Below are 17,673 nucleotides of genomic sequence, written 5' to 3' on the forward strand. Positions count from 1 at the left end.
AGATTTCTGCGTGTCGATCACAGTCCGACCGGCTGACCGGCCCGGTAGTCCCAACGCCTAGTCTCGTTCGGTGTGAAGGTCACCGTACTGGTCGGCGGAGTGGGCGGAGCCCGCTTCCTCTTGGGCGTGCAGCAGTTGTTGGGGTTGGGACAGTTTGCGGGAGACCAGCCTACCGACACCGGCGAGCACGAGCTCACGGCCGTGGTCAACGTCGGTGACGACGCCTGGATGCACGGCGTACGCATCTGCCCCGATCTGGACACCTGCATGTACACCCTGGGCGGCGGCATCGACCCCGAACGCGGCTGGGGGCACAAGAACGAAACCTGGCATGCCAAGGAGGAGTTGGCCCGCTACGGCGTGCAGCCCGACTGGTTCGGCCTCGGCGACCGCGACCTGGCCACCCACCTGGTGCGCAGCCAGATGCTGCGCGCCGGATATCCGCTGTCGGCGGTGACCGAGGCGTTGTGCGTGCGGTGGGCGCCCGGGGCCCGGCTGCTGCCGGCGTCCGACGACCGCAGCGAGACCCACGTCGTGATCACCGACCCGGAGACCGACGAGCGGCGCGCCATCCACTTCCAGGAATGGTGGGTGCGCTACCGCGCGAAGGTGCCGACCCACAGCTTCGCCTTCGTCGGCGCCGAGAAGGCCACCGCGGGAGACGGTGTCACCGCGGCGATCGCCGAGGCCGACGTCGTCTTCCTGGCCCCGTCGAATCCGGTGGTGAGCATCGGGGCCATCCTGGCGATCCCCGGCATCCGCGGCGCGCTGCGTTCGACGTCAGCCCCCGTGGTGGGCTACTCGCCGATCATCGGCGGACGTCCCCTGCGGGGCATGGCCGACGAGTGCCTGACCGTCATCGGCGTCGAGTCGACCTCCCCGGCCGTCGGCGAGCACTACGGCGCCCGGTCGGCCACCGGCATCCTCGACGCGTGGCTGGTGCACGAGGGTGACGAGGCCGCCATCGACGGTGTGGCGGTGCGCTCCGTGCCGCTGCTGATGACCGATCCGCGGGCCACCGCGCAGATGGTGCGCGCCGGCCTCGACGTGGTCGGCGTGGCGGTCCCGTGAGCGGCGCCCCCGAGCACGGTGCCGCGGCGGCCATCGAGGTGCTGCCCGTCCTCGGCCTGCCCGACTTCCGCCCGGGCGACGACCTGGTCGCCGCCCTCGCCGCGGCCGCACCGTGGCTGCGCGACGACGACATCGTGGTGATCACCAGCAAGGTGGTGTCCAAGGTCGAGGGCCGGGTGGTGCCCGCCCCCACCGACCCCGAGGAGCGCGACGCGTTGCGGCGCCGGCTCATCGACCAGGAGGCGGTGCGGGTGCTGGCGCGCAAGGGCCGCACCTTGATCACCGAGAACAGCTACGGGCTGGTGCAGGCCGCCGCCGGGGTGGACGGGTCGAACATCGGCAGCGACGAATTGGCGCTGCTGCCCGTCGATCCCGACGCCAGCGCCGCCGGGGTGCGCTCGGGTCTGCGCGAGGCGCTCGGGGTGTCGGTCGGCATCGTGATCACCGACACCATGGGGCGGGCCTGGCGCAACGGCCAGACCGACGTCGCGATCGGCGCGGCCGGCCTGCCGGTGCTGTTCGGGTACGCCGGCGCGGCCGACACCTTCGGCAACGAGTTGTTGGTGACCGAGGTCGCCGTCGCCGACGAGCTGGCCGCGGCGGCCGATCTGGTCAAGGGAAAGCTCACCGGCATCCCGGTGGCGGTGGTGCGCGGGCTGCACCTGGCCGACGACGGTTCGGCGGGACGCCATCTGGTCCGCGGCGGCGAGGAGGACCTGTTCTGGCTGGGCACCGCCGAGGCCGTCGAGCTGGGCCGCGGCCAGGCCCAGCTGCTGCGCCGCTCGGTGCGCCGGTTCTCCCCCGAGCCCGTCGACCCCGCCGCCATCGAGGCGGCCGTGGCGGAGGCCCTGACCGCTCCCGCCCCACACCACACCCGACCGGTGCGTTTCGTGTGGCTGCGGGACCCGGAGCGGCGCACGGCCCTGCTGGACCGGATGCGGGACAAATGGCGGGCCGACCTGGCCGGCGACGGCAAGCCGGCCGACGCCGTCGAACGGCGGGTGGCCCGCGGCCAGATCCTGTACGACGCACCGGAGGTGCTGATCCCCTTCATGGTTCCCGAGGGCGCGCACAGCTATCCGGATGCCGCGCGCACCGCCGCGGAGCAGACCATGTTCACGGTCGCCGTCGGCGCGGCGGTCCAGGCCCTTCTGGTCGCGCTGGCGGTCCGGGGCATGGGCAGCTGCTGGATCGGCTCGACCATCTTCGCCGCCGATCTGGTGCGCGCCGAACTCGACCTGCCCGACGACTGGGAGCCGTTGGGCGCCATCGCCATCGGGCACCACCCCGACGAGCCGCCCGGCCCACGCGAGCCGGCGGACCCCGACGGCCTGCTCGTGTTGCGATGAGCTTGCGCGACTCGGTGATCGCCGCGCTCACCGACTGGGCGGCACCGGATCCCGAGCAGGACGCCCTGCGCCATGCCGTGCTGAGTTTCGTGCTGGCGCGCGAGGACGCCTGTGAGCGCGCCTGCGTGCCGGGGCACATCACGGCCTCGGTCGCGGTGCTCGACCACACCGGCAGCCAGGTGCTGCTGACGTTGCATCCGCGCATCGGCCGCTGGGTGCAGCTCGGCGGGCATTGCGAACCGGAGGACACCGACATCGTCGCGGCGGCGCTGCGGGAGGGCGCCGAGGAGTCCGGCATCGCCGGGCTGCGCATTGCGCCGAATCTGGTTGCCGTCCATGTACATCCGGTGACCTGCTCGCTGGGTGTCCCCACCCGCCACCTCGACCTGCAGTTCGTCGCGCATGCCCCGGCCGACGCCGAGATCGCGGTCAGCGACGAGTCGCTGGATCTGCGCTGGTGGCCCGTCACGGCGCTGCCGCCGGACACCGATCACGCGCTGGCCCACCTGGTTTCCCGCGCCGCCCGCTGAACGCCTTCCTGAGAGCACCTTCCTGCGCGAGCGGCCCTCCTTGAGCACCCACCCCAGCGAGCGGCCACCCTTGTACGGAAATCCGTTCCACGACGTACAACAGTGAGCGCTCGCGAGGTCAGGCTGCCGCGCTTTCCAGTTGGACCTCGATTCGGCGGAGCATCCGCCACGGCTGCCGGCGGACGTCGTCGCACACGATGGACATCACCCGCCAGCCCAGTTCCTGTAGCGCCGCGCGCTTCTGCCGATCCCGCCGCAGATGCTCGGCGTCGCTGTGCCACTCGAAGCCGTCGTATTCGACCGCGAACATCAGTTCCGGCCAGGCGAAGTCGAGCCGCCAACGGCGCCCGTCGCGGTCGACCACCTCGTATTGCAGTGTGGGGGCGGGCAATCCGCCGTCGACCATGGCCAGGCGCGCTTCGCTCTCCATGGGCGACTCGGCCTGCGGACGGGCCAGCGGAATCAGGTCGCGGACCATCACGATGCCCCGGCGCCCCGTCTGGGCTTCGGCGGCGATCGTGAGGCCACGCGGGTCACAGGTTCCGCTGCGCAGCGCAGCGTCCAGGGTGGCCAGCGCCCGCGGACGGCTCAACGATCTCGCAGTCTCGATGGCGGTCCAGTCCGGGCGGGTGAGACGACGGCCGCGCCACGTCGTCAGCGGTGCGCCCTCACGGCGGTGCACCCGCAAACCGTCGTCGTGGCGGAGCCGATGCCCAACGGGATTGAGCACGTGCAGCTTCGGGTCGTCCTCGGTGTCGAAGCCGTACATGGCCGCCGCGGTCGACAGGCACGCCACCACCGGCTCACCGCAGCGCAAGTCCAGTCCGCGCAACAGCCTCAGCCGGTCGGGTTCGCCCAGGCTGTATATCCCCGGCCAGATCTTGACCAGTTCCCGGCTGCGCAACTGCCGTTGCACGGTGCGGCGGCTGAGATGTTCGAGCAGCTGCGCCGAGGTGACCACGCGCCCCTGTGCGGCGAACAAGCGGCGGAGTTCAGGTGGCACCCCGCCATGGTCGGTGGCCGGCGGGGCCCGCGCCATTCACCCCTGTGGATAAGTGCATTGCAGGGCCGAGCGGCCATCCTTGTACGAGAAATGGCCGGCGGTTTCAAGCGGTGGATGCAACAGCGGGCGATTTGAACGGGTTCGACAGTAATTCGTCGAGGGCTTCGGCGGGGGTTTTCCAGCGCAGGGTTTTCCGTGGCCGGTTGTTGAGTTTGGCCGCGACGTAGTCGAGGTAGTCAGCGGGAAAGACCGACAAGTCAGTACTTTTGGCAAAGTACTGGCGTAGCAGACCATTGGTGTTTTCGTTGGTGCCGCGCTGCCAGGGCGAGTGCGGATCGCAGAAGTAGATGTCCAGCTCCGCGGCGGTCGCGATGGCGGCGTGGTTGGCCATTTCGTGGCCTCGGTCCCAGGTCAGAGTCTTGCGCAGGATCGTCGGGAGCTGGGCCATTTTGGTTACGATCGCTTCCTGGACGGCTTCTGCGGTATGCCGGTCGGGCAGGTGCAGCAGCATAGTGAAACGAGTGGTGCGTTCTACCACCGTCCCGATTGCCGACGCCGATGCGACGCTGCCCAGGATCAGATCTCCCTCCCAGTGTCCGGGGACAGCCCGGTCTTCGACCTCCGGCGGCCGCTCGCTGATACTGACGATGTCCCGCAGTTTCCCGCGGCGCTCATCGGGGCGGCGCTGAGGCTTACGCAACGCCCGTCCGGTCCGCAGACAGGTATGCAACTCGCGGCGCAAATTCCCCTTGCCCTGAACATAAATCGCCTGATAGATGGTCTCGTGGGACACCCGCATCTCCGGATCGTCAGGGAAGTCGATCTGCAGCCGTCGAGCGATCTGCTCAGGACTGTGCTGATCATCTTCCAACCGAGTCTGCACCTCAGCATGTAAACGCCGGTTGGTCGCCAGCTTGCCCGGCTTGGCTCGGCGAGCCCGACGCTGACTACGTGCATGAGCGCTGCTGGCACGATAGCGCGGACATTGCTCGTGACCGCCATGCCACCTCGCCCCGAACTGGTATCGGCTGCGGTAACGGTTGCGGCCAGGCTTGCTGTTGTTCTTGATTTCACGCGAGATCGTCGATGGTGCCCGCTTGAGTCGACGCGCGATGCTGCACATCGATTCCCCTGCAGCGATGCCTAACGCGATCTCCTCACGTTCTTCGAAGCTCAACCGAGGCTTTTTCCGAGGCCCGTCATCACGCGGAGGTGGTTTCACACCTCCAACATCAGCAAACCAGCGATAACCAGTGTGCCCCGACACGCCGACAGCCTTGCCGGCATCTCGCGGCGAGAGCCCATCACGAATTAGTTCCCAAAACCGGCTTTCCACACGCGCTAACTCCGGCAGCCCCATCTGAACCCCTCAGCTAGAGGCTGTTGCATCCACCCCTTGAACCCAGGGCCGAAACCTGTACAAGGGTGAGCGCTCGTCAGAAACTCACACGTCGCTGGAGTAGCGAATCCCGCAGTCCGGCAACTCTACTCCCGGCCACACCCGCGCGCCCCGGAGCAGCTCACAACGCGCGCCGATATTGGCGCCGTCACCGATGACACCGTCGCGGATCAGCGCCCGCGGTCCGATGTGCGCGCCGAAGCCCACGATCGAGCGCTCGATCACCGAGCCGGCGTCGACCCGCGCACCGTCGAAGATGACCGCACCGTCGAGGCGCGCACCGGGGCCGATCTCGGCGCCGCGGCCCACCACCGTGCCGCCGATGAGCACCGCCCCCGGAGCCACCGAAGCGCCGTCGTGCACCAGGCTCTCACCGCGGTGCCCCGCCAACGCCGGCGACGTCGCGATGCCGCGCACCAGATCCGAGGAGCCGCGCACGAAGTCCTCCGGGGTACCCATGTCGCGCCAGTACGTCGCGTCGACGTAGCCGCACACCTTCACCCCGTCGGACAACAGCGCGGGGAACACCTCACGCTCCACCGACACCGGGCGTCCGCGCGGAATGCGATCGATGATCTTGCGGTCGAACACGTAGCAGCCGGCGTTGATCTGATCGGTCGGGGGGTCCTGCGTCTTCTCCAGAAACGCTGTGACTCGGCCGTTCTCGTCGGTGGGCACCGAACCGAACGCCCGCGGGTCGGCCACCCGGACCAGGTGCAGCGTCAGATCCGCGGCGTGGTCGTGATGGAACTCCAGCATGGAGCCCAGGTCGGCGCCGGACAGCACGTCGCCGTTGAACACCACCACGGTGTCGTGCCGCAGCCGCGGCGCCACGTTGGCGATGCCGCCGCCGGTGCCCAGTGGCTCGGACTCGAAGACGTACTCGATCTGCAGGCCGAGCTTGGAGCCGTCGCCGAACTCCTGCTCGAACACCTCGGCCTTGTACGAGGTGCCCAGCAGGACCCGCTCGATGCCCGTGGCGGCGATGCGGGACAACAGATGTGTCAAAAACGGCAGGCCCGCGGTGGGCAGCATCGGCTTGGGCATCGACAGCGTCAACGGCCGCAGCCGGGTGCCCTTGCCGCCGACCAGCACGACGGCATCGACCTTCTTCGGATCGAATCCGCTCATCGCTCCTGTCTCCTCATCTCGCGCCGTGACCGCCGGACCACCAGCCGTGACCGCACCTCCAGCGCGCCCCGCATGGCCCATCGCAACGGGCTGCGCTGCCAACCGGAGTGCCGATCCGACAGATAGGTCCAGGTGCTCTCGTGGTGCGCGGCCAGGTTACGGGCCGGATCGCGTCCGGTGGCGTGTCCCTTGTCGTGCAGGATCTCGGCCGACGGCGCGTAGACGTTCTGCCATCCCGCCCGCGCCAGCCGGTCCCCGAGGTCCACGTCCTCCATGTACATGAAATACCGCTCGTCGAAGCCGCCGATCTGGTCGAAGGCCTCGCGCCGGACCAGCAGACACGATCCGGACAACCAGCCCACCTCGCGCTCACTGGGGGGCTCGCGGTCCTGCCGGTAGGCCGCCGTCCACGGATTGCGCTTCCAGAACGGACCCACCACCGCATGCATGCCGCCGCGGATGATGCTGGGCAGGTGGCGCGCCGACGGGTAGACCGCGCCGTCGGGATCGCGGATCAACGGACCCACGGCGCCGGCCCGCGGCCAGCGCCGGGCCACCTCGAGCAGCGCGTCGATGCTGCCCGGTGCCCACACCACGTCCGGGTTGGCGATCACCAGGAATTCGGACTCCGCCGGCACGTCCTTGACGCCCCGGTTGACCGCCCGCCCGTAGCCGACGTTGGCCCCGTTGTGGATCAGCCGGGCGTTCGGGTAGCGCTCGACGGCCTCCTCCGGCGTCCCGTCGGACGAACCGTTGTCCGAGATCACGACGCTGACGGGCTGATCGGTGGCCACGGTCAGGGACGACAGGAACCGCTCGAGGTGCGGGCCCGGTGAATACGTCACCGTCACCACGGGCAGTTCGTCAGTCACGGCCTAGAGGGTATCCGGCCAAAGGTCGGCCTTCGGCGAGTGCCCGAGCCACCGCATCCCGCCAGGGCGGCAGCGGCCGCAACCCGGCCCGCTCGGACTGCTGCCCGGCCAACGCGGAGTACGCCGGGCGCGCGGCCGGCCGCGGGTGCGCCCCGGACCCGACCGGCCGCACCAACTCCGGATCGGCGCCGACGGCGGCATAGACCGCGCGGGCCTGCTCGAAGCGGCTGGCCTCGCCGGCGTTGCCGGCGTGCAGCAGCGGCGCCTCCAGCCGCTCGTCGATGATCTGCAGCAACGCGGCCACCAGGTCGCCGGTGTAGGTGGGCGAGCCGATCTGGTCGTCGACGACGTCGACGGCCTGTCCCGCGCGCGCCTTGCCCGCCATCACGGCCGCGAAGTCGTTGCCGTCGCCGCCGGTATAGACCCACGACGTGCGGACCACCGTGGCGGTGGGCAGCGCCGCGGCCACCGCCCGCTCCCCGTCGAGCTTGCTGCGGCCGTACACGTTGACCGGGTCGACGGGGTCGTCGAGTTCGTAGGGCCGGCCCGGACCCCGCTGCGCGTCGCCGCCGAACACGTAATCGGTGGAAATGTGAATCAGTCGCGCACCGGCCTGCGCGCAGGCGCGCGCCACATTCGCGGGCCCGGTCGCGTTGACCGCGTGCGCGTCGTCGGGAGCCGCCTCCGCGCCGTCGACGTTGGTGTAGGCCGCGCAGTTGACCACCACGTCACCGCTGTTCAGCACCGGTGCCGCGACCGGGTCGGCGATGTTCCACTGCGCGGAGTTCAACGCCAGCACCGGCCGGCCCTCCGCTGTTGCCCGGGCGGTCAGAAACCGCCCCACCTGACCCGCTGCACCCGTGACCACGATTCTGTCCGACACACTTCGAAGTCTGGCACGCCGAGTCCGGCTAACCCGATCCCGGCGGTTGCGCAAGTAGCCTTGCGGGGTGCCGGTCCAGGTCTTGCGCGTCATCTCCAGTGCGATAGCCATCGCGATCGTGCTCGGCACCGGGGTCGCGTGGGCCAAGATCCGGTCCTTCGAGGGCGGCATCCATCACATCAGCACCGCTGCGCTCGGCGGCGACGGTGACGACGGCGCCATCGACATCCTGCTGGTGGGCTCCGACAGCCGCACCGACGCGCACGGCAACCCGTTGACCCCCGAGGAACTGGCCATCCTGCACGCCGGCAACGACGTGGCCACCAACACCGACACGATCATCCTGGTCCGCATCCCGAACAACGGCGAGTCCGCCACGGCCATCTCGATCCCCCGGGACACCTACGTCGAACTGCCCGACGACCAGGGCAAGATGAAGATCAACGGGGTCTACGGCGACGCCAAGCTGGCGACGATGAAGGACCTCATCGAGGTCCAGAAGATGGACCCGCTCGAAGGTGAGAAGCGCGGCATCGAGGCCGGCCGCGAATCGCTGATCAAGACCGTCGCCAAGCTGACCGGTGTCACGGTGGACCATTACGCGGAGATCGGCCTGCTGGGCTTCTCCTTGATCACCGACGCCCTCGGCGGTGTCGACGTCTGCCTCAAAGACGCGGTGTACGAACCGCTTTCGGGAGCCGACTTCCCGGCCGGCTGGCAGAAGCTGGACGGTCCCCGCGCGCTGAGCTTCGTGCGGCAGCGCCACGACCTGCCCCGCGGCGACCTGGACCGAGTGGTGCGCCAGCAGGTGGTGATGGCTTCCCTTGCCCACCAGGTGATCTCCAGCAAGACGCTGTCCAGCCCCGCCACCCTGAACCGGCTGCAGGACGCCGTCCAGCGCTCGGTGGTGCTCTCCGAGGGCTGGGACATCATGAGCTTCATCGACCAGCTGCAGAAGCTGGCGGCCGGCAATGTGGTGTTCGCCACCATCCCGGTGCTCGACGAGGCCGGCTGGAGCGACGACGGCATGCAGAGTGTGGTGCGCGTCGACGAGGCCGCGGTCAAGGACTGGGTGGAGAGCCTGCTGCACAACCAGGACGAGGGCAACACCGAAGAGGTCGCCTACTCCCGGGACAAGACCACCGTCGACGTCATCAACGACTCCGACGTCGGCGGGCTGGCCGCGGCCGTGTCCACGATCCTGAGCGGGAAGGGATTCACCGCCGGCCACGTCGGCAACAACGACCGCGAGCGGGTCGAGAACAGCCAGATCCAGGCGGCCAGTTCCGACGACCTCGGCGCGCAGCACGTCGCCGAGGAGCTGGGCCTACCCGTCGTCGCCGACGAGTCCCTTCCGGAGGGCACGGTGCGCGTGGTGCTGTCCTACGACTACGTCGGTCCCGGGTCCGGTCTCGACGGCTCCGAGCCCGAGTTGGCGGCCAGTTCGCCCGACGTCGGCACCTTCCAGATCAACTCGGCGCCGGCACCGTCGCCGATCATCACCGCCGGATCCGACGACCCCAAGTGCGTCAACTAGCCTGAGCCCCGTGCTGAACCTGGCCTCGGCGGTGCTCGACCCGCTGCTGAACGACAATCCCGCGGGTCCGCGCATCACCTACTACGACGACGCAACCGGGGAGCGCATCGAGCTGTCCACCGCGACGCTGGCGAACTGGGCGGCCAAGACCGCCAACCTGCTGCGCGACGAACTGGGCGCGCAGCCGGGCACCACGGTGGCGGTGCTGCTGCCCGCGCACTGGCAGACCGCGGCCGTGCTTTTCGGGGTGTGGTGGATCGGCGCCGAGGTGACGCTGTCCGGGCCGGCCGACATCGCGCTGTGCACCGCCGACCGGCTCGACGAGGCCGACGAGGCGGTGGGCATGGGTGAGATCGCCGTGCTGTCGCTGGACCCGTTCGGAAAGCCGGTGCCGGACCTCCCGGTCGGGATCACCGACTACGCGACCGCCGTGCGCGCCCAGGGCGACCAGATCGTCCCGGAGACCGGACCCGGCCCGGCGCTGGGCGGACGAACCCCCGAAGAGGTGCTCGACCAGGCCCGAACCGCCGCCGCGGCAAGGGATCTGCAGCCCGGTGACCGCGTGCTGAGCGCGCTGGGCTGGTCCACCCCGGACGAGCTGCTGGCCAACGTGGTCGGGGTGTTCGCGGTGGGCGCCTCGCTGGTGCAGGTCACCAATCCCGATGACGCCGTCACCGAGCGGCGCATCCAGACCGAGAAGGTGACGAAAGTCCTGGACTGACCGCCGGTTACGCTGGCCGCCATGGCAACCGAGGCCCCGCGACCCGAACTGGATGTGCAGCGGCTGCGCGACCGCGTGATCGGCGCCGGTGCACCGTGGCGCCGCCTCGACGTGGTGCCGGAGACGGGCTCCACCAACGCCGACCTGTTGGCTCGGGCCGGGGCCGGCGAGGACATCGCCGGGGCCGTGCTGCTGGCTGAGCACCAGACCGCGGGCCGCGGCCGTCACGGGCGCAGCTGGTCGGCGCCGCCGCGGTCCCAGCTGTCCTGTTCGGTCGGCGTCAGCGCGGCCGGGCTGCCCACCGACGCCTGGGGTTGGTTGCCCCTGCTGACCGGGGTGGCCGTGGTCGAGGCCCTGCACGAGACCTGCGGGCTGCAGGCGGGTCTGAAGTGGCCCAACGACGTGTTGGCCGGCGACGGCAAACTGGCCGGGATCCTGGCCGAGGTGGCCAGCCCCGGACCGACCATCGTGGTCGGCCTGGGCCTCAACGTCACACTGACCGAGCAGGAGGCCCCGGACTCCCGGGCGACCTCGCTGCTGCTCCTCGGGCACGGCGACGTCGACCGCAGCGACCTCGCCGCGGCCTGGCTGGCTCGGCTCGCCGCCCGGATCACCGCCTGGCGGGCCGCCGGCGGCCCGGACGCGGCGTTGCTCGACGACTATCGCCGCCACAGCCGGACGCTGGGCACTCGGGTGCGGGCGCTGCTACCGGGAGATGCCGAGATCACCGGCACGGCAACACATGTCGATCGGCTGGGCCGCCTCGGTATCGACGACGGGGGCGCCGGGGCGCTGGTGTCCGCCGGCGACATCACCCACCTGCGTTGAGCGTCAGCGCAGCAGTGCGCGGCTCATGACGACGCGTTGGATCTGGTTGGTGCCCTCGTAGATCTGGGTGATCTTGGCGTCGCGCATCATCCGCTCGACGGGGAAGTCGGTGGTGTAGCCGGCGCCGCCGAACAACTGCACAGCGTCGGTGGTGACCTCCATGGCCACGTCGGAGGCCAGGCACTTGCTGGCCGCGGAGATGAAGCCGAGGTTGTGCTCGCCGCGTTCGGCGCGCGCCGCGGCGGTGTAGACCATCAGCCGGGCGGCCTCGACCTTCATCGCCATGTCGGCGAGCATGAACTGCACGCCCTGGAAGTCACTGATGGCGGTGCCGAATTGCTTGCGGTCCTTGGTGTATTCGATCGCCGCGTCCAGCGCGCCCTGGGCGATGCCGACGGCCTGGGCGCCGATGGTCGGGCGGGTGTGGTCCAGGGTGGCCAGCGCGGTCTTGAACCCGGTGCCGGGCTCGCCGATGATCCGGTCCCCGGGGATCCGACAGTTCTCGAAGTACAGCTCGGTGGTCGGTGAACCCTTGATGCCGAGCTTGCGTTCCTTCGGGCCGACGGTGAAGCCCTCGTCGTCGGCGTGCACCATGAACGCCGAGATGCCGTTGGCGCCCTTGTCCGGATCGGTCACCGCCATCACGGTGTACCAGGTGGACTTGCCGCCGTTGGTGATCCAGCATTTGGCGCCGTTGAGGATCCAGTCGTCGCCGTCGGCCTTGGCCCGGGTGCGCATGCCGGCGGCGTCGCTACCGGCCTCGCGCTCGGACAGCGCGTAGGAGGCCATCGCCGAGCCGTCGGCGATCGACGGCAGCACCTGCTTCTTGAGCTCGTCGGAGCCGCGCAGGATCAGGCCCATGGTGCCCAGCTTGTTGACCGCCGGGATCAGCGACGCCGAGGCGTCGACCCGGGCGACCTCCTCGATGACGATGCAGGCCGCCACCGAGTCCGCCCCCTGGCCGCCGTATTCGTCGGGGACGTGGATGGCGCTGAAGCCCGAGGCGTTCAGCGCGTCGAGCGCCTCCTGCGGGAAGCGCGCGTTCTCGTCGACATCGGCCGCGTGCGGCGCGATCTCCTTCTCGCACAACGCTCGGATCGCCGCCCGCAGCTCCCGGTGCTCCTCGGGCAGCTCGAACAAATCGAACGACGGATTGCCACTCCAGTCAGCCATCATGACCTCCTTGCTACTCGCGGGTAACCTTACTCGCCCAGCAGCTTCTGGCGAAGCGCCGCATCCTTGTCCAGCACCATCGCCTCCAGGTCGGCCTGGAACCGCACCATCCGGTCGCGCAGCGCACGGTCGGCGGCACCGAGAATGCGCACCGCCAGCAGGCCGGCGTTGCGCGCGCCGCCGATCGACACCGTGGCCACCGGCACCCCGGCGGGCATCTGCACGATCGACAGCAGCGAATCCAGCCCGTCGAGGCGCGCCAGCGGCACCGGCACGCCGATCACCGGCAGCGGCGTCGCCGCGGCGACCATGCCGGGCAGATGCGCCGCACCGCCGGCCCCGGCGATGATCACCTCGAGGCCGCGATCGGCGGCCGACTTCGCGTAGTCGAGCATCCGCCCGGGGGTGCGATGCGCGGAGACGACACCCACCTCGAAGGGCACCCCGAATTCCGCGAGCGCCTCGGCCGCGTCAACCATCACCGACCAGTCGCTGTCGCTGCCCATGATCAGCCCCACGCGGGGATCAGTCGCCATCAGTGCCCGTCTCCATGTTCGTCCCTGAAATGTTCGTCCCTGAAATGTTCGCCCCTGAAATGTTCGTCCCCGAATGTTCGTCGTAGCCATCGGTCCATTGCGCGTGGGACAGCCAGTGTGCGGCCCGGTGCGCGCGCTCCCGCACGGCGTCGGGGGTGTCACCGGGTCGGGCCAGCAGGTTCACGTGGCCCAGCTTGCGGCCGGGCCGCTCCCCCTTGCCGTACAGGTGCACCTTGGCGTCCGGCATCCGGGCGAACAGGTGGTGCACCCGCTCGTCGACGCTCATCTGCGGGGTCTGCGGGGCGCCCAGCACGTTGGCCATCACCACCAGCGGGACGCGGGCCGCGGTGGCGCCCAGCGGGTAGTCCAGCACCGCCCGCAGGTGCTGCTCGAACTGACTGGTCACCGACCCGTCCATGGTCCAGTGCCCGGAGTTGTGCGGCCGCATGGCGAGCTCGTTGACCAGGATCGCGCCGTCGACGGTCTCGAACAACTCGACCGCGAGCACGCCGACGACGCCGAGTTCGGCGGCCAGTCGCAGCCCGAGCTGCTGGGCGGTGGCCGCGGTGTCCTCGGCCAGCTCCGGAGCCGGCGCCAGGACCTCCACGCAGATGCCGTCGCGCTGCACGGTCTGCACCACCGGCCAGGCCGCACCCTGCCCGAAGGCCGAACGCGCCACCAGGGCCGACAACTCCCGGCGCATGGCCACGCGCTCCTCGATCATGATCGGCACGCCGTCGGCGAGGTAGTCCGCGGCCACTTCGCGAGCCTGCTCGGGGCTGTCCAGCAGGACCACCCCGCGCCCGTCGTAGCCGCCCCGGATCGTCTTGATCACCGCGGCGCCGCCGGCGTCGACGGCAAACTGCTGCGCCACGTCGGCGGAGGTGACCTCGGCGAACCGCGGGACGGGGGCGCCCAGCGCCGCGAGTTTGGTGCGCATCACCAGCTTGTCCTGCGCGTGCACCAGCGCCTCTGGCGGCGGGGCCACGGTCACCCCGTCGGCCACCAGCTTCGCGAGATGTTCGGTGGGGACATGCTCGTGGTCGAACGTCAACACCGTCGCGCCCTTGGCGACCTGGCGCAGCGCGTCGAGGTCGGTGTGTGAGCCCACCACCACGTCCGGGCTGACCTGCGCGGCCGGGTCGGCCGGGTCGACCGCCAGCACCCGCAGCGTCTGGCCGAGGGCGATGGCGGCCTGGTGGGTCATCCGGGCGAGCTGACCGCCGCCGACCATGGCCACCACGGGCATGCTCTGTGCGGAGCGCGTATGAGACGGAATGGGCACGTTATCCATGGTGTCATGGCCGGTTTCCGGTGCATGATCAAGCGTCGCCATCCGACGTTCCGTACACTGGCTATTCGTGTCCTTTGCCGATGCCACGATCGCGCGCCTGCCGCGCCCGGTCCGACCGTTCGCCGAGCGGCACCATGAGCTGATCAAATTCGCGATCGTCGGGGCAACCACTTTCGTCATCGATTCGGCAATCTTCTACACGCTGAAGCTCACCATTCTCGAACCCAAGCCCGTGACGGCCAAGATCATCGCGGGCATCGTCGCGGTCATCGCGTCCTACATCCTCAACCGGGAGTGGAGTTTCCGGGACCGCGGCGGCCGCGAGCGACACCACGAGGCCCTGCTGTTCTTCGGCGTCAGCGGGGTCGGCGTGCTGCTGTCCATGGCTCCGCTGTGGGTCTCCAGCTACGTGTTGATGCTGCGCGTCCCCATGGTGTCGCTGACCACCGAGAACATCGCCGACTTCATCTCGGCCTACATCATCGGCAATCTGCTGCAGATGATGTTCCGGTTCTGGGCATTTCGGCGGTTCGTCTTTCCCGACGAATTCGCCCGCAATCCGGACAAGGCGCTGGAGTCCACCTTCACCGGCGCCGGCCTGGCCGAGGCGCTCGAGGATCATTACGAGCTACGCCACCCCATGGGCGCACCGGACCCCAGCAACAGTGCGGGCAACGCGGGTGTTGCCCGGCCTCTTCCTCGCGGAACTACACCGCTCGTCGAACCGGGCAATGTGGTGACGCCGCTGCGCCGGTCGCGGCGCCGGGCGGCGCGTCAGCTGGGGAACTCGTCGGACCCCACGGTGTCGAAGACCTCGTGATACAGCAGCGCGTGCACCTTCTCGACGCGCGGGATGTCGTAGAACTCCAAGGGATCCTGGCTCGCTGACTCGATGATCAGGGTGCCGGTGCGCAGCATCCGGTCGACGATGCCGTGCCGGAATTCCACGCTGTTGATACGCGCCAGCGGGATGTCGATGCCCGCGCGGGTCAGCAGCCCGTGCCGGAACATCACCCGGCGATCGGTGATCACGAAGTGCGTGGTCCACCACGTCAGGAACGGCCACACCGAGAGCCAGCCGACGATCACCAGCCAGATCGCCAGGATCACCAGCGAGACCACCGCGGCGGCGTTGCCGTCCCAATTCAACGAGTTGACGTAGGCCGCGCCGAAGGACGCCAGCGCGGTGACGACCAACAGGATCAGCACCGGGCCCACCAGCCGCTTCCAGTGCGGATGCCGGTGCAGCACCACCTGCTCGTCGCTGGCCAAAACATTGTCGGGGTATCCCACCGAGGGGAGTTTACTGGGGCCGGGCGGGCCCGCAGGCGCGAATTTCGCGGCTTATTAAGGGACTAGTAAGGGCCGAGCGTCAGGGCGCGACGGCTCGCCGATAGCATCTACGCCATGACGAGCGTTACCGAGCCCGAGAACGAGACCGCCGACATCCACACCACCGCCGGCAAGCTGGCCGAGCTGCGCAAGCGCGCCCAGGAGGCCCTGCACCCGGTCGGCGAAGCCGCCGTGGAGAAGGTGCACGCCAAGGGCAAGCTGACCGCTCGCGAGCGGGTGCTGGCGCTGCTGGACGAGGGCTCGTTCGTCGAGCTCGACGCGCTGGCCAAGCACCGCAGCAAGAACTTCGGCCTGGAGAAGAACCGTCCCACCGGCGACGGCGTGGTCACCGGCTACGGCACCATCGACGGCCGGGACGTGTGCGTGTTCAGCCAGGACGCCACGGTGTTCGGCGGCAGCCTCGGCGAGGTCTACGGCGAGAAGATCGTCAAGGTCCAGGAACTGGCCATCAAGACCGGCCGCCCGCTGATCGGCATCAACGACGGCGCCGGCGCCCGCATCCAGGAGGGTGTGGTCTCGCTGGGGCTCTACAGCCGGATCTTCCACAACAACATCAAGGCCTCCGGCGTCATCCCGCAGATCTCGCTGATCATGGGCGCCGCGGCCGGCGGTCACGTGTACTCCCCCGCCCTGACCGACTTCGTCATCATGGTCGACCAGACCAGCCAGATGTTCATCACCGGCCCCGACGTCATCAAGACCGTCACCGGCGAGGACGTCACCATGGAGGCCCTCGGCGGCGCCCAGACGCACATGTCGAAGTCCGGCACCGTGCACTACGTCGCCTCGGGCGAGCAGGATGCGCTGGAGTACGTGCGTGACCTGCTGAGCTACCTGCCGCCCAACAACTACGCCGAGCCGCCGCGCTACCCCGCGCCGCCGCACCCGGGCGCCATCGAGGACAACCTCACCGACACCGACCTCGAGCTGGACACGCTGATCCCGGATTCGCCGAACCAGCCGTACGACATGCACGAGGTCATCACCCGGATCCTCGACGACGAGGATTTCCTGGAGATCCAGGCGAACTACGCGCAGAACATCGTGGTCGGGTTCGGCCGCATCGACGGCCGGCCGGTGGGCATCGTCGCCAACCAGCCCACCCAGTTCGCGGGTTGCCTCGACATCAACGCCTCGGAGAAGGCCGCCCGGTTCGTGCGGACCTGCGACTGCTTCAACATCCCGATCGTCATGCTCGTCGACGTTCCCGGCTTCCTGCCCGGCACCGACCAGGAGTACAACGGCATCATCCGGCGCGGCGCCAAGCTGCTGTACGCCTACGGCGAGGCCACCGTGGCCAAGATCACCGTCATCACCCGCAAGGCCTACGGCGGCGCGTACTGCGTGATGGGCTCCAAGGACATGGGTTGCGACGTCAACGTCGCGTGGCCGACCGCCCAGATCGCCGTGATGGGCGCCTCCGGCGCGGTGGGCTTCGTCTACCGCTCGGAGCTCAAGGAGGCCGCCAAGGACGGCCGTGACGTCGACGCGCTGCGCCTCGAGTTGCAGCAGTCCTACGAGGACACGCTGGTGAACCCGTACGTGGCGGCCGAGCGCGGCTACCTCGACGCGGTCATCCCGCCGTCGCACACCCGCGGCTACATCTCGACCGCGCTGCGGCTGCTGGAGCGCAAGATCGTGCAGACCCCGCCGAAGAAGCACGGCAACATCCCGCTCTGATCCGGAGGAAACCCGAATGGACACCGACATCACCGAGGTCAGCGACCCGCGGGACATGACCATCGACGACCCGGCCCCGCCGGTGCCGGAGATCCAGGTCCTCAAGGGCAACCCGACCGTCGAAGAGGTCGCCGCGCTGGCCACCGTGCTGGCCGCCGCCGGCGGGGGTCAGCATGCGCCCGGCCCGCAGGAACTCAACCCGTGGGGCCACCCGGTCGACAAGCTGCGCTACGCGATCACCAGCTGGCAACGGGTCACCCTGCTGGAGCGCACCCACATGCGGCGTTGATGAGCCGCTGGCGCGAAGCACAGC

The 17,673-nt window shown here is 69.5% G+C and carries 18 protein-coding genes; 9 read left to right on the forward strand and 9 right to left on the reverse strand.

The genetic code is table 11. From position 1 onward, the window contains the following. The first annotated feature begins 72 nt into the window (after positions 1-72). Genes cofD through R2K23_RS17040 form a run of 3 tightly spaced genes read left to right on the forward strand, consistent with a single transcriptional unit; the run spans position 73 to position 2,950 of the window. Positions 73-1,071 carry a 2-phospho-L-lactate transferase gene (cofD, locus tag R2K23_RS17030; protein ID WP_316510742.1) on the forward strand — a complete coding sequence of 333 codons (999 nt, stop codon included), beginning with the start codon at positions 73-75 and terminating at the stop codon, positions 1,069-1,071. Beyond that, positions 1,068-2,420 carry a coenzyme F420-0:L-glutamate ligase gene (locus R2K23_RS17035; RefSeq protein WP_316510743.1) on the forward strand — a complete coding sequence of 451 codons (1,353 nt, stop codon included), beginning with the start codon at positions 1,068-1,070 and terminating at the stop codon, positions 2,418-2,420. Before cofD ends, R2K23_RS17035 begins: the two co-directional genes overlap by 4 nt. Beyond that, positions 2,417-2,950 carry an NUDIX hydrolase gene (locus R2K23_RS17040; protein WP_316510744.1) on the forward strand — a complete coding sequence of 178 codons (534 nt, stop codon included), beginning with the start codon at positions 2,417-2,419 and terminating at the stop codon, positions 2,948-2,950. The genes R2K23_RS17035 and R2K23_RS17040 overlap by 4 nt, the downstream gene beginning before the upstream one ends. Positions 2,951-3,068: 118 nt before the next feature. Here the strand turns inward: R2K23_RS17040 and R2K23_RS17045 are convergent, their stop codons facing one another. The 5 genes from R2K23_RS17045 to rfbD form a co-directional block, all read right to left on the reverse strand. Continuing rightward, entirely contained in the window at positions 3,069-3,953 is an 885-nt protein-coding gene (locus R2K23_RS17045; protein ID WP_316510745.1) for an endonuclease domain-containing protein, read from the reverse strand. 103 nt (positions 3,954-4,056) lie between these two features. Then, complete coding sequence (locus tag R2K23_RS17050) at positions 4,057-5,313, reverse strand: IS30 family transposase (protein ID WP_316510746.1); 1,257 nt, start codon at positions 5,311-5,313, stop codon at positions 4,057-4,059. An 84-nt stretch (positions 5,314-5,397) separates the two neighbouring features. Then, on the reverse strand, positions 5,398-6,483 hold the full coding sequence (gene manB, locus R2K23_RS17055) for a mannose-1-phosphate guanylyltransferase (RefSeq protein ID WP_316510747.1): 1,086 nt from the start codon (positions 6,481-6,483) through the stop codon (positions 5,398-5,400). Continuing rightward, on the reverse strand, positions 6,480-7,355 hold the full coding sequence (locus R2K23_RS17060; protein ID WP_316510748.1) for a glycosyltransferase family 2 protein: 876 nt from the start codon (positions 7,353-7,355) through the stop codon (positions 6,480-6,482). The genes manB and R2K23_RS17060 overlap by 4 nt, the downstream gene beginning before the upstream one ends. Beyond that, positions 7,348-8,238: a dTDP-4-dehydrorhamnose reductase gene (gene rfbD, locus R2K23_RS17065; RefSeq protein ID WP_316510749.1), complete on the reverse strand. Its 891-nt coding sequence runs from the start codon at positions 8,236-8,238 to the stop codon at positions 7,348-7,350. Before rfbD ends, R2K23_RS17060 begins: the two co-directional genes overlap by 8 nt. Positions 8,239-8,305: 67 nt before the next feature. Between rfbD and R2K23_RS17070 the strand changes: the two genes are divergently transcribed. The 3 genes from R2K23_RS17070 to R2K23_RS17080 are packed head-to-tail and all read left to right on the forward strand — an operon-like array spanning position 8,306 to position 11,324. Continuing rightward, a complete protein-coding gene (locus tag R2K23_RS17070) occupies positions 8,306-9,775 on the forward strand; it encodes an LCP family protein (RefSeq protein ID WP_316510750.1) in 1,470 nt (489 codons plus the stop codon). A gap of 10 nt (positions 9,776-9,785) precedes the next feature. Beyond that, positions 9,786-10,496 (forward strand): TIGR03089 family protein, encoded by a 711-nt coding sequence (locus R2K23_RS17075; RefSeq protein ID WP_316510751.1) that lies wholly within the window; start codon positions 9,786-9,788, stop codon positions 10,494-10,496. Between the two features lie 21 nt (positions 10,497-10,517). Next, positions 10,518-11,324 carry a biotin--[acetyl-CoA-carboxylase] ligase gene (locus R2K23_RS17080; RefSeq protein WP_316510752.1) on the forward strand — a complete coding sequence of 269 codons (807 nt, stop codon included), beginning with the start codon at positions 10,518-10,520 and terminating at the stop codon, positions 11,322-11,324. Positions 11,325-11,327: 3 nt separating this feature from the next. Here R2K23_RS17080 and R2K23_RS17085 read toward each other — a convergent pair whose 3' ends face one another. Genes R2K23_RS17085 through R2K23_RS17095 form a run of 3 tightly spaced genes read right to left on the reverse strand, consistent with a single transcriptional unit; the run spans position 11,328 to position 14,327 of the window. Next, positions 11,328-12,497, reverse strand: a complete 1,170-nt coding sequence (locus tag R2K23_RS17085; protein ID WP_316510753.1) for an acyl-CoA dehydrogenase — start codon at positions 12,495-12,497, stop codon at positions 11,328-11,330. A 29-nt stretch (positions 12,498-12,526) separates the two neighbouring features. Next, complete coding sequence (gene purE / locus R2K23_RS17090) at positions 12,527-13,033, reverse strand: 5-(carboxyamino)imidazole ribonucleotide mutase (protein ID WP_316510754.1); 507 nt, start codon at positions 13,031-13,033, stop codon at positions 12,527-12,529. Beyond that, the gene (locus tag R2K23_RS17095) at positions 13,023-14,327 is read right to left on the reverse strand and encodes a 5-(carboxyamino)imidazole ribonucleotide synthase (protein WP_316517352.1); all 1,305 of its coding nucleotides are present in this window, start codon (positions 14,325-14,327) and stop codon (positions 13,023-13,025) included. Before R2K23_RS17095 ends, purE begins: the two co-directional genes overlap by 11 nt. Positions 14,328-14,394: 67 nt before the next feature. Between R2K23_RS17095 and R2K23_RS17100 the strand changes: the two genes are divergently transcribed. Then, complete coding sequence (locus R2K23_RS17100) at positions 14,395-15,147, forward strand: GtrA family protein (RefSeq protein WP_316510755.1); 753 nt, start codon at positions 14,395-14,397, stop codon at positions 15,145-15,147. Here R2K23_RS17100 and R2K23_RS17105 read toward each other — a convergent pair. Then, complete coding sequence (locus tag R2K23_RS17105) at positions 15,102-15,620, reverse strand: PH domain-containing protein (RefSeq protein ID WP_316510756.1); 519 nt, start codon at positions 15,618-15,620, stop codon at positions 15,102-15,104. The genes R2K23_RS17100 and R2K23_RS17105 overlap by 46 nt on opposite strands. Positions 15,621-15,734: 114 nt before the next feature. Here R2K23_RS17105 and R2K23_RS17110 point away from each other — a divergent pair, with 114 nt between their 5' ends. Together R2K23_RS17110 and R2K23_RS17115 are read left to right on the forward strand one after the other, a co-directional pair. Continuing rightward, entirely contained in the window at positions 15,735-17,360 is a 1,626-nt protein-coding gene (locus R2K23_RS17110) for an acyl-CoA carboxylase subunit beta (protein WP_316510757.1), read from the forward strand. 16 nt (positions 17,361-17,376) lie between these two features. Continuing rightward, complete coding sequence (locus tag R2K23_RS17115; RefSeq protein WP_396892228.1) at positions 17,377-17,649, forward strand: acyl-CoA carboxylase epsilon subunit; 273 nt, start codon at positions 17,377-17,379, stop codon at positions 17,647-17,649. Positions 17,650-17,673: the final 24 nt, after the last annotated feature.

The sequence above is a fragment of the Mycolicibacterium sp. MU0050 genome, from assembly GCF_963378085.1.
Classification (GTDB): Bacteria; Actinomycetota; Actinomycetes; order Mycobacteriales; family Mycobacteriaceae; genus Mycobacterium; species Mycobacterium wendilense.